Raw genomic sequence first — 11796 nt, 5'->3', positions numbered from 1 at the left:
TTTTTATTTGAAATAAGACTATAACTTATTTCTGTAATCTTTTGGAGACTCTTTATAAGAGCGTTTAAATGCAGCACTAAAATGAGTAGCATTTTTATAACCAACTTCCTCTGCTATCTCATAAATTGGCAGTTGTGTTATTTTTAATAATTCTTTAGCCTTTTTCATTTTTGCTTCCAAATAAAATTGATGAATTGTAGAATCAAAAAGTTTTTTAAACTTAGTTTTTAATAAGTTTTCATTCAATCCAAACTCACGTGACAATTGGTTTATTGAATAGTTTTTATCTAAATTATTTTTTAAAAATTGCCTAACTTTATAAAGCACTTTAAGAGATTTATCACTTTTAATCTTTAACTGATTTAAATTTATATTTTTATAATTATTTATTTGGATTGCCAAAATCTCAAGTACTTTAGCTTCTAATAAAATTTTAGATGAAATCTCTTTTGTATACTCTAATTCTAGGTTAGAAAATACCATAAGTAAATCTTCAGTAATCGGAATTATTAAATTACTGTCTGTAATTTTATTGAAATTTATTCCTTTTTCTAATCCATGTTGAAATAAAAATTCTCTTGAAAATTTTATCTTTATTTCTCTAAAAGGCTGGTTTCCTGTTATTTTATTAAACCCATTATAACCTTCTATAAATGCCATGTAAGATTCTTGACTCTCATATAATATGTCTACAGATTCATTTTTTAGATGGATTATCTTTTCTCCTTCTATTAAAAAAGATAGTTGTAACCAATTTTCATCACTTTCATCAAGTTGTAAAATATCAGAATTAAGAATAAATTTACTTATAGATATTGTTATACAGTTAAAACAAATCTCTATAATAGACCCTTCTCCAAACTTTGGTATAACAGTATATTCTGTGTATAAAAACCCATTTTCTTCAATCTTTATTTTTTCTTTTGCAACTTTATTTTTAAAGCTTGTTTTTAAAGCTATTAAATCTAAAGTCTTACAGTTTTCAAAATCACGTCTTTTTTTATTCGTCATGCGTCTTTTTAGATTCAATTGCTTTCTTAAATTTGCGGTAAATTTATTTAGACTAAATATAAATAGCAAACAAAAATGATAAAAAGATTATTATTACTAACAATTATTTTTTCAGCATCAATAATAAATGCTCAAGAAGGAACAATTTCAGGGAGAATTGTAACACAAAAAAACAACCCTATTTCAAATGTAAATGTATTAATCAAAAACACAGATAAAGGAATAATAAGCAATCGCTTTGGAGAGTTTAAAATACAAAATGTACAACCAGGTAATTATACGTTATCAATTACATTTATTGGGTACAAATCAAAATCAATTCCGTTTACAATTAATAATGGACAAAAACTAAGACTACCAAAAATTGTTTTAGTAGAAAATCAAGAGCAACTAACTGAAATAGTTGTTAATGGATTTAAGAAAAATAAGTTTTCGAAAAAGACAAGTCAATTTGTTTCAAAAATGCCTTTAGCAAAATTAGAAAATCCACAAGTTTACAATAGTATTTCTAATGAATTATTAAAAGAACAAGTAGTTACCAATGTAAATGATGCATTAAAAAATGCAACTGGTATTTCTCGTTTATGGGAATCTACAGGAAGAGCAAGTGATGGTGCAGAATTCTATTCTCTACGTGGTTTTGCTGTTCAGCCAACATTAATTAATGGCTTACCAGGTTTAAATAATGGTGGTTTAGATCCTTCTAATATAGAATCTATAGAAGTAATAAAAGGACCTTCTGGTACACTTTTTGGAAGTAGTTTAATTTCTTATGGTGGTTTAATAAATGTAACTACTAAAAAACCTTATGAGTCATTTGGAGGTGAAATTTCATATACAACAGGAACTTATGGACTTAACAGAGTTACTGCAGATATAAACACTCCTATTGGAACAAATGATGATACTTTTTTAAGAATTAACACTGCATATCATACACAAAATAGTTTTCAAGATGCAGGATTAAATAAATCAATTTATGTTGCTCCTTCATTAAAGTTTATTGCTAATGAGAAATTAACTTTTTTAGTAAACACAGAAATTTTAGAAAAAACATCTGTGAATACACCAATGTTATTTTTGAATAGAAATGTACCATTGTCTTTTAATAGCTTAGACCTTTTTGAAAAAAACTATTACAATTCATTTACTAGTGATAATTTATCAATTGATAATCCAATTTTTAATTTTCAAGCACAAGCCTTATATAATATTTCTGATAATTGGACTTCACAAACGTTAGTATCTTCAGGAAATGCAAAAACCAGTGGCTTTTATTCATATTTATGGGATTCTGGTGATGGTGATTCATTTACACATTATGCTGCTAAAATTAACGCTGAAACAAGAACTACAGATATACAACAAAACTTTATTGGAAAATTTAACTTAGGTAAATTAAAAAATAGAATTGTAATTGGTTTTGATTATTTCAGTATTTTCAAAAAGGATAACAGTACAGGTTGGTCTGGTATAGGTACAGTAACTTTGAGTAATAGTACTACAACCTCTGTTTTATCTAATGCTGCTGTAGATGCTATTTTAGCAGATACAAATGTTAGTAATTCTAGTGCAACACAAGAAACTTACAGTGCTTATGTTTCTGATGTAGTGAATTTTACACCTACTCTTTCTGCAATGTTAAGCTTAAGAATAGATCAATTTGGTGGTGACAAATCTGATGATGATGACAATCAAACTGCTTTTTCTCCAAAATTTGGTTTAGTATATCAACCTATAAAAGACAAAGTATCAATTTTCACTAATTACATGAATGGTTTTACAAATGTTGCTCCAACTTCAGTTTCAGATGTAGATGGTTCAAATCCAAGAATTAAAACCTTTGAAGCTGAAAAAGCAAATCAATTTGAGTTTGGTGTAAAAACAAACTTATTTGACGAAAAACTAGATTTAACAGCTAGCTATTATAACATAAATGTTTCTAACAAATTAATGACAGATCCTACCAATGTAAACAACTCTATACAAGGTGGTGAAGTAGAAAGTAGTGGCGTAGAAATTAGTTTAATTGCAAACCCTATTATTGGTTGGAATATTATTGCTGGTTATAGCAATATTGATTCTGAAGTTTTAGTAGATACAGCAAATTCTGGTTATTTAGGTTTAAGAACAGAAAGCGCTGGACCAAAAGACTTATTTAACTTCTGGACAAGCTATAACTTTCAATCTGAGACTTTAAAAGGATTTGGAATTGGTTTAGGTGGTAATTATGCAAGTGAATTTAATACTTTAAATAGAAGTACAACAGGTTCTTTTACATTACCTAGCTATACCATATTAAACAGCTCTATAAGTTATTCTCAAGAAAAGTTTATGGTCATTTTAAAAGTAGACAATATTGCTAATACAAAATATTATTCTGGTTGGTCTACAGTGTCTCCTCAAAAATTAAGAACTGTTTCAGCTAATTTTACTTACAGATTTTAAAAACAACTAAATTATTAAATATGAAAAAATCAATAATAACTATTATTCTACTTGTATTTGTAGCAACTCAATCTTTTGCTCATTACTTATGGATTGAAACAAATCCTACAGGAAAAATAGACCAAGAACAAGAAGTAAAGGTTTTTTACGGAGAATATACTTACGGAGTTATAGAAAAAGTAAATGGGGATGCTTTTCCTAAAGTTAAAGACTTTACACTTTGGATTGTAGATGCAAATGGAATAAAAAAACAACTAAAAGTTACAGCTAAAGAAAATCATTATTTAGCACATTTTATTCCTAAAAAAAACGGAACATATACTGTTGTTTTAGATAATTATAAAATTGATATTATAGATTATACACAATATGATTTCGGAATTTTTAAAACACATTACAACTCAAGTGCAAAAATACAAGTAGGTGAAAAAATTTCTGAAACTATTGCAAATAACAAAAATGGAATTACCATAAAAGATATTTCTAAAACTGTTGATGAAATTAAACTACAAGTTTTATATAAAGGAAAAGCTTTAAAAGAAAACGAAGTAAAAATTTACGTTGCAGATTTATGGTCTAAAACATTATATACAGATAAAGATGGTTTTATATCATTTAAACTTCCTTGGAAATCTAAATATATTTTAGAAACTACATTTAACGAAAAAGTTCCAGGAAAATTTAGAGGAAAAGAGTACCAGTTTATATGGCATTGTGCAACATATTGTATTTAATAATAAATTTTGAATTAAACATTACAACTCTGAACACTAATTGTTCAGAGTTGTTTTAATTATAAAAAACATGGTTTCTGTAACTATCTTCATTGTATTTATATCATTTTATTTTTTTTACAATACCTCTAAAAAAACAGTAAAACACAATTATAATAAGTTAGAAAACTGGATAGATGAAAACATTCAATTAACAAAAATAATAGCAACTATATTATTAATTATTTCATTAATATTAAACATCTATGTATTTGGTTTTGGAGCAGGAAGCTTATTATTTTTTATCGTTTTTATGACAATAGGAAGCTTAACAACCATATTAACTCCATTAAAACTAATCCGTTATAAAAGTGTTCTTCTACTATTTATAATCTCACTTTTATTTGAACTTTTCATCTTTTAAATTATGCCAGCTAATCCTAAATATTTATCTTCTAACTGGCAAAGATTTGCTAAAATTACTGCCGGTTTTTTAGGTGGCTATTTTGTTACCATATCATTTCATTTAGCAATCTCTTTTTTTTTTAATCACGTTAATGTTATGATTACTTCAACGTACTCAGGATTTATTCTTTGGGCAGTTCTTATGATTCTAGCTTTTATCGCTAAAAACGGATGGAAAATTTGGGCAATTTATTTGCTAATAACATTTCTATTTTCAATCATCATTTATTTTGGTAAAATCTATAACCCTATTATTTCTTAATAATGAAAAACAGAACTTATAATATAATTTTTCATACACATACTGTTAGTGGTATTGTAATAAGTGTTGTGCTATACATTATCTTTTTTGCTGGTTCATTTTCATTTTTTAGAGATGAAATTGTAAACTGGGAACGAAATCAATCTGTAGAAATTACTGATGATATTCAACTAGACTTTGATAAAACTTTAGATTCTATACATCAGAATTATAATCTCTTTGGAAGAGATGTTGAACTTAAAAAATACTATATAGAACAACGTGTTGCAGTTTCTATGTCTGCTTCAAAAGATTCCATAACTGCTAATAAAACAGAAGGGTCTAAATTTTTCTATTTAGACACAAAAAACAACACAGAGCATACATATGATGATTCATATAGTCTAGGTGAGTTTTTATATCGATTGCATTTTTTGGCTCAAGTTTATTACCCAATTGGCTATTATCTATCAGGCTTTGTTGCTTTCTTTTTCTTATTTGCAATTATTACTGGAGTAATAATTCATTGGAAAAAAATTATCTCTAATTTTTATGTTTTTAGACCTTTAGCAAAATTAAAAGTAATGTGGACAGATGCACACACGACGCTTGGTCTTATTGGTTTACCCTTTCAGTTTGTATATGCTGTAACTGGTGTTTTTTTTATGATTAAACTATTATTAGTTGCTCCTAGTGTGTTGTTTTTATATGGAGGAAATGATGCGAAATTATATGAAGATTTAGAATATACACATCCTCAATATCAATTTGAAAACAATGCAATTTCTTCTAATTTTAGTGTGAACTCTTATGTAGCATCAACTAAAAAATTATGGAATGACTTTGAAGTTATAGAAATTCACATTTTTAATTATGGTGATGAAAATATGCATGTTTTAGTAAATGGGCATTTAAATTATGGTTCTAAATTTAACGGATCTGGAGAAACTATTTTTAATGTAAAAACCGGAGAAATCGTTTCTAAAAAAAGTCCGATTACAAAAACATCATATTTAGATGGTGTTAAAAATGTATTGTATAGAATTCATTATGGTGATTATGGTGGTTACCCTTTAAAAATAATTAGTTTTATACTGGGTTTAATCTCTTGTTTTGTAATCATTTCTGGGGTAATGATTTGGCTGGTAGCAAGAGATAAAAAAAATATTCCTGAGAAAAAACGTCGTTTTAACGAACGTGTTGTAAGAATTTATTTGGCAATTTGTTTAAGCATGTATCCTATTACAGCATTATCTTTTATTGCTGTAAAAGTGATTCAACCTGCAAATTCTTCTTTTATTTATTACTTCTATTTTATTGGTTGGTTATTGTTATCGCTCTTCTTTATGTTAAAGAAGGATTTACATTTTATTAATAAATACACGTTACTTTCTGGAAGTATTATTGGTTTCTTTATCCCAATTTCTAATGGAATAATGACTGGTAACTGGGTTTGGGAAGCATTTATCAATCAACAATATCAAATTTTATTTGTAGATCTTTTTTGGATTGTTTTAGCTTCAATAACACTTTGGGTGTCATTTAAATTAAAACAAGTTCATAAAAAATAAATATTACTAATCTTTAGAACTTCTATTATCTAGTAAGTAGTTTGCGTTAAGGATTGTAGTGGAAATCCTTTTTATGCAAGTTTTAAAATACCTTGAATTTATTTTTATTGATATTATTAATTTAAAAGTAAAAAAACTTGAATAATTTCAGCATAAAAAGATTGAAACGTAAAGCCTGACCAAGCTTTTTTGCTTGGGAACGCCCTAATTTAAAAATATAATTTTAGGATTTAAAGTTTCAGATCTTAAAAGATTCTGAATTAAGTTAAGCACAAAAAAAACCGTTACAAAAAATTGTAACGGTTTTAAATATTTAAGAATTACTGTTTAAAAAAGAAATTATTTCTTCTTTTTTGCTCCAGCTTCCATTTTTTCTTTTAATGCTGCAAGACCTCCAATATCACCTAAAGTAGTTTTCTCTGCATCTGCAGATTTATTTACTTGAGCTTTGATATTTTTACGCTCTTGCTCTTTAAAGATAGATGTATGAGATACAACTACTCTTCTGTATTCTTTAGAGAATTCTAATACGATAAATTTCAAAGTTTCACCTTTGTTTAATTTAGTACCATCTTCTTTTTCTAAGAATCTACTTGGTGCAAAACCTTCTACTCCATCAGAGAAAGTTACAACTGCTCCTTTATCATTCTTGTCTTTTACAAGACCTTCGTGAATAGAACCAATTTCGTAAGTTTCTTCATGACCATCCCAAGGATTGTCTTGAGTTTGCTTATGACCTAAGTTTAATTTTCTGTTTTCTACATCTAATTCAAGAACTTGAACTTCTAATTGCTGACCAACAGTTACAAAATCTGATGGATGCTTCACTTTCTTAGTCCAAGATAAATCAGAGATATAAACTAAACCATCAATTCCTTCTTCTAACTCAACAAAAACACCAAAGTTTGTGTAATTTCTTACAGTACCTGTATGTGTTGAACCAACTGGGAATTTAGTGGTAATATCTGTCCAAGGATCTGGATGTAATTGTTTGATACCAAGAGACATTTTTCTGTCTTCTCTATCTAAAGTTAAAATTTGAGCTTCAACTTTATCACCAACTTTTACGAAATCTTGTGCAGAACGTAAATGAGTTGACCAAGACATTTCAGAAACGTGAATTAATCCTTCTACTCCTTGTTCTACCTCTACAAATGCACCATAATCTGCAATTACTACAACTTCTCCAGTTACTTTATCACCGATTTTTAAATCGCTGTTTAAAGCTTCCCAAGGATGAGCAGATAATTGTTTTAAACCTAATTGGATTCTAGATTTGTTATCATCAAAATCTAAAATTACAACGTTTAATTTTTGATCTAATTCAACAACCTCATTTGGATGATTAATTCTAGACCAAGATAAATCTGTAATATGTACTAAACCATCTACACCACCTAAATCTACAAACACACCATAAGAAGTAATGTTTTTAACAACACCTTCTAATACTTGTCCTTTTTCTAGTTGACCAATGATTTCTTTTTTCTGTAATTCAATATCAGCTTCAATAAGAGCTTTATGAGATACAACAACGTTTTTAAATTCGTGGTTGATTTTAACAACTTTAAATTCCATTGTTTTCTCTACATACTGATCGTAATCTCTAATTGGCTTCACATCAATTTGAGAACCTGGTAAAAATGCTTCGATTCCGAAAACATCTACAATCATACCACCTCTAGTTCTGCATTTAACGAATCCGTTAACTACTTCACCAGTTTCGTGAGCATTGTTTACTCTTTCCCAAGCTTTAATTACTCTTGCTTTTCTGTGAGATAATACTAATTGACCAGAAGAATCTTCTCTTTTGTCAACCAATACTTCTACAGTATCTCCTTCTTTTAAACCTTGATTGTAACGAAATTCGTTTAAAGAAATAACGCCTTCAGATTTTGAATTGATATCGATAATTGCGTCTCTGTCAGTAATTCTTACTACAGTTCCTTCAATTACATCGCTTTCATTTACAAAACCGATAGTTCCTTTTAAAGCTTCTTCAAACTCTTTTAATTTTTCTTCATCAACTTCATCAATACCTTGTTCGTATTTATGCCAGTTAAAATCCGCTAAAAATTGTTTAGGATCTTTTTTTGTTTCAACAGCTGGAGTTGCTGTTTCTTGTACTTCTGTAGCAACTACTTGCTCTTCAGTGTTTTTTGTTTCTTCAGACATTCCTGAAAATAATTTTTGTATCTTATTGTTTTACAGATTCTTAACAATTAAAACAGTAAGAGATGTTTTTATATAATTTTGTTTATTTTTCCTTTTACGAATCTGTTACTGTAAAAAGGAGTGCAAATTTACAAAAAATCATTGATTAATAACTACTTACACATAAAATATTTACCTTTTATTCTAATTATATTTGTACTGAAAATCAAAACCTTATGAAAATAACAATAAAATTTATAATTTTCTTATTATTAATTTTCGTCTATGGATGTCAAAATGAATCTAAATCGATCGTAAAACACCATAAATCACATGACCAAACTAGACAAAATTTGCCTTTTTCGGATGCTGTTCAAGTTGATAATTTATACTTTTTAACTGGGCAAATTGGTAAAGATCATACTTCAGGAAAATTAGTAGAAGGTGGTATTGAAGCTGAAACCAAGCAAACGATTTTAAATATAGAAGCTGTTTTAAAACATCATAATTTAAGGTTAAAAGATGTTGTAAAATGTACAGTAATTTTAGCTGATATAGATGATTTCTCTAAAATGAATGCAATTTATCGCTCTTTTTTCAAGGAAAATCTACCTGCAAGAACTACATTTGCAGCCAATTTGGTGGCAGACGCAAAAATTGAAATTGAAGTAGTTGCTGCAAGAAAGTAGATGATGGATAAAAATACACAAAATTTAGTTGATAAAGGAATAATGCTTCCGTTAATGGAAGAATTTTACACAATACAAGGTGAAGGTTCTCACACAGGAACCGCTGCTTATTTTATTAGAGTTGGTGGTTGTGATGTAGGTTGCCATTGGTGTGATGTTAAAGAAAGTTGGAACGCAGATTTACACCCACCAACGTTGGCAGATACTATTGTAGAAAATGTGAAAAAATTCGCAAAAACTGTTGTTATTACTGGTGGTGAGCCCTTAATGTGGTCTATGGATTATATTACTGAATTGCTTCAAAAAAATTATATTAAAACGCATATTGAAACTTCTGGAGCTTATTCTTTTTCTGGAAAATGGGACTGGTTTTGTCTTTCGCCAAAGAAAACAAAATTACCTTTAGAAGAAAATTATAGAGAAGCAGATGAATTAAAAATGATTATTCATAATCAATCTGATTTTATTTTTGCAGAAGAACAAGCTGCAAAAGTGGGTAAAAAATGTCAATTATTTTTACAACCAGAATGGAGTAAAAAAGAAAAAATGACAGAACAAATTGTTGAATATGTGATGAAAAATCCGAAATGGAAAATTTCTTTACAGACACACAAATATTTGAATATTCCTTAAGAATAATGTTTCTAAACTAATATTCGTATAAATTATTTAGTATAATTTCTATTTGAAGCTATTTCCTGCTTTCACTACTCGCTTTTTTTATGTTGTAGTATTTAAAAAGCAGGAAATAGCTATATATAAATTTGCTTTGATAAAATATTTTTAAGATTAACACAATCATAAAAAAGAGCTCAGACAAGTCGTTCAATCAGGGCTAAGCGAATTTATAAACTATTAGCGTTTAAGAAATCTTTCTATCTACTAAAGTGCAAATTCTCTCAAATTGTTCATCAATTCCCATATCAGAATTATTAAATTCAATAGCATCATCAGCCTTTATTAAGGGAGAATCTTCTCTTGTAGAATCTATTCTATCTCGTTCTTCTACATTAAATAAAATCTCTTCAAAAGTTACTTTATCACCTTTATCAAGTAGTTCTTTATAACGTCTTGTAGCTCTTTTATCTGCAGAAGCTGTCATAAATAATTTTAATTCAGCATTCGGAAAAACTACAGTTCCAATATCTCTTCCATCCATAACAATTCCACCTTTGGCTCCCATTTGTTGTTGTTCAGCAACTAATTTCCTTCTAACTTCAGAAATGGTTGCAACTTTACTAACTAATTGAGAAACTTCTAAAGTTCTTATTTCTTGCTCAACATTTTTATCATTTAAAAACATTTCAGCGAAACCTAAATCCTCATTAAATTTAAAAGAAAGTGAAATGTCATTAAGATTAGAAATTAATTTTTCTTTATCTAAAAAATCATTTCCTACAAAGTTATGCTGTTTAGCAAATAAGCTTACAGCTCTATACATTGCTCCAGTATCAACATAAATATAATTATATTTTTTAGCTATCAATTTAGCAATTGTACTTTTTCCTGTAGATGAAAATCCATCAATTGCAATTGTAATTTTTTTATTCATTATCTTCTATTTAAATCCATTTCTAAACTAAAAGTGCTCGCATTTGTAGCAGTATGAAATTTAGAATACGCATAATTAAATTTAAATCTATTCATTTTTATTCCAAAACCAAATGAAATACCACCAAAAGTTCTAATATTTTGTAATTTTAATTCTGCAGCCCTTCTCACATTATAACCTACCCTTAAATTGATAGCACTTTCAGGAAATAACTCTGCACCAACAACAAAATGTCTTAAAGCATTACCAATAAAACCAATTTCTTGTTCAGTTACATTACCTTCTAAATCTGTTGTTTGTTCAGAAGGATTTGGCTCAGAAACATCCCATTGTTGTAAATTATCTAAAGTTAAATACCATTTTAAAGGTACATATTCCAATTGATATGAGGCTCCAAAGGCAATTTTAAAAGGTAGTTCCTCATTGGTTCCATTAAAACTTTTAATTTGAGCACCTGCATTTCTAGCTACTAATGTAAAGGAGTAAGGTTTATATGGACTATTGTAAAGTATTCCAAAATCTGCTGCTACCCCAAAAGAAGTAAAATTTTGTATATTAGAATTAATTAATTTAACATTAGCTCCAAAAAAAAAATTAGTCCAAGGTAAATTTAAAGCATATCCAACTGAAATTGCTAAATCATTAGCACCAAAATTTCCAGTTTCATTTCCTTGTTCGTCTGCGCCAATTAATGTTCCATAATCTAAATAATTAATACTTGCATGTATCGTTCCAAAGTGTCTAGATATTTCTCTGGCATAAGATATTGAGCCAATATTAATACCTGCTAAAAAGCTAGCGTAATTTGCAGAGATTTTATGATCGATTTCATTACTTATTACAGCAGGATTCCAAATAGGTTGATTCACATCATCAGTAAGCGTTAATACTTCACCCCCTAAAGCAATTTGTCTTGCAGAAGAAGATAAATTTAAAAATTGATATATGTTTT

Annotated in this window: 10 protein-coding genes (1 of these 10 only partly in view); 6 read left to right on the top strand and 4 right to left on the bottom strand. The window is 28.1% G+C overall.

All coding sequences use genetic code 11. From position 1 onward, the window contains the following. Positions 1–18 precede the first annotated feature (18 nt). Positions 19–1080: a helix-turn-helix domain-containing protein gene (locus LPB03_RS00155; protein WP_139058934.1), complete on the bottom strand. Its 1062-nt coding sequence runs from the start codon at positions 1078–1080 to the stop codon at positions 19–21. A gap of 6 nt (positions 1081–1086) precedes the next feature. Here LPB03_RS00155 and LPB03_RS00150 point away from each other — a divergent pair, with 6 nt between their 5' ends. From LPB03_RS00150 to LPB03_RS00135, 4 genes are all read left to right on the top strand, one after another. After that, positions 1087–3459 (top strand): TonB-dependent receptor, encoded by a 2373-nt coding sequence (locus LPB03_RS00150; RefSeq protein ID WP_065318498.1) that lies wholly within the window; start codon positions 1087–1089, stop codon positions 3457–3459. A 20-nt stretch (positions 3460–3479) separates the two neighbouring features. Beyond that, positions 3480–4193: a DUF4198 domain-containing protein gene (locus tag LPB03_RS00145; RefSeq protein ID WP_065318499.1), complete on the top strand. Its 714-nt coding sequence runs from the start codon at positions 3480–3482 to the stop codon at positions 4191–4193. Positions 4194–4599: 406 nt separating this feature from the next. Beyond that, positions 4600–4899 (top strand): hypothetical protein, encoded by a 300-nt coding sequence (locus LPB03_RS00140; RefSeq protein ID WP_065318500.1) that lies wholly within the window; start codon positions 4600–4602, stop codon positions 4897–4899. 2 nt (positions 4900–4901) lie between these two features. Continuing rightward, positions 4902–6449 (top strand): PepSY-associated TM helix domain-containing protein, encoded by a 1548-nt coding sequence (locus LPB03_RS00135; protein WP_065318501.1) that lies wholly within the window; start codon positions 4902–4904, stop codon positions 6447–6449. Positions 6450–6788: 339 nt separating this feature from the next. On the opposite strand, the gene rpsA is transcribed toward LPB03_RS00135, so the two are convergent. After that, positions 6789–8624 carry a 30S ribosomal protein S1 gene (gene rpsA / locus LPB03_RS00130; RefSeq protein WP_065318502.1) on the bottom strand — a complete coding sequence of 612 codons (1836 nt, stop codon included), beginning with the start codon at positions 8622–8624 and terminating at the stop codon, positions 6789–6791. A gap of 215 nt (positions 8625–8839) precedes the next feature. Between rpsA and LPB03_RS00125 the strand changes: the two genes are divergently transcribed. Together LPB03_RS00125 and LPB03_RS00120 are read left to right on the top strand one after the other, a co-directional pair. Next, on the top strand, positions 8840–9292 hold the full coding sequence (locus LPB03_RS00125) for a RidA family protein (protein ID WP_065318503.1): 453 nt from the start codon (positions 8840–8842) through the stop codon (positions 9290–9292). After that, entirely contained in the window at positions 9293–9925 is a 633-nt protein-coding gene (locus tag LPB03_RS00120) for a 7-carboxy-7-deazaguanine synthase QueE (RefSeq protein ID WP_394364928.1), read from the top strand. A gap of 229 nt (positions 9926–10154) precedes the next feature. On the opposite strand, the gene cmk is transcribed toward LPB03_RS00120, so the two are convergent. After that, positions 10155–10844 carry a (d)CMP kinase gene (cmk, locus tag LPB03_RS00115; protein WP_065318504.1) on the bottom strand — a complete coding sequence of 230 codons (690 nt, stop codon included), beginning with the start codon at positions 10842–10844 and terminating at the stop codon, positions 10155–10157. Beyond that, positions 10844–11796, bottom strand: the 3' portion of a protein-coding gene (gene porQ / locus LPB03_RS00110) for a type IX secretion system protein PorQ (protein WP_065318505.1). Its footprint extends 70 nt past the window's final position; only the last 953 of its 1023 coding nucleotides appear in the window; its start codon lies beyond the right edge, outside the window; it ends in the stop codon at positions 10844–10846. The genes cmk and porQ overlap by 1 nt, the downstream gene beginning before the upstream one ends.

The organism is Polaribacter vadi (assembly GCF_001761365.1).
In the GTDB taxonomy this organism is placed as follows: domain Bacteria; phylum Bacteroidota; class Bacteroidia; order Flavobacteriales; family Flavobacteriaceae; genus Polaribacter; species Polaribacter vadi.
Note: the sequence above shows the minus strand (reverse complement) of the source record. Positions and strands in the feature narration are given on the sequence as shown.

What these genes read in the sequence shown, in the direction of transcription:
- LPB03_RS00150 (WP_065318498.1), top strand. Translation starts at nt 1,087, where the DNA reads ATGATAAAAAGATTATTATTACTAACAATTATTTTTTCAGCATCAATA.
- LPB03_RS00145 (WP_065318499.1), top strand. Translation starts at nt 3,480, where the DNA reads ATGAAAAAATCAATAATAACTATTATTCTACTTGTATTTGTAGCAACT.
- LPB03_RS00140 (WP_065318500.1), top strand. Translation starts at nt 4,600, where the DNA reads ATGCCAGCTAATCCTAAATATTTATCTTCTAACTGGCAAAGATTTGCT.
- LPB03_RS00135 (WP_065318501.1), top strand. Translation starts at nt 4,902, where the DNA reads ATGAAAAACAGAACTTATAATATAATTTTTCATACACATACTGTTAGT.
- rpsA (WP_065318502.1), bottom strand. Translation starts at nt 8,624, where the DNA reads ATGTCTGAAGAAACAAAAAACACTGAAGAGCAAGTAGTTGCTACAGAA.
- LPB03_RS00125 (WP_065318503.1), top strand. Translation starts at nt 8,840, where the DNA reads ATGAAAATAACAATAAAATTTATAATTTTCTTATTATTAATTTTCGTC.
- LPB03_RS00120 (WP_394364928.1), top strand. Translation starts at nt 9,293, where the DNA reads ATGATGGATAAAAATACACAAAATTTAGTTGATAAAGGAATAATGCTT.
- cmk (WP_065318504.1), bottom strand. Translation starts at nt 10,844, where the DNA reads ATGAATAAAAAAATTACAATTGCAATTGATGGATTTTCATCTACAGGA.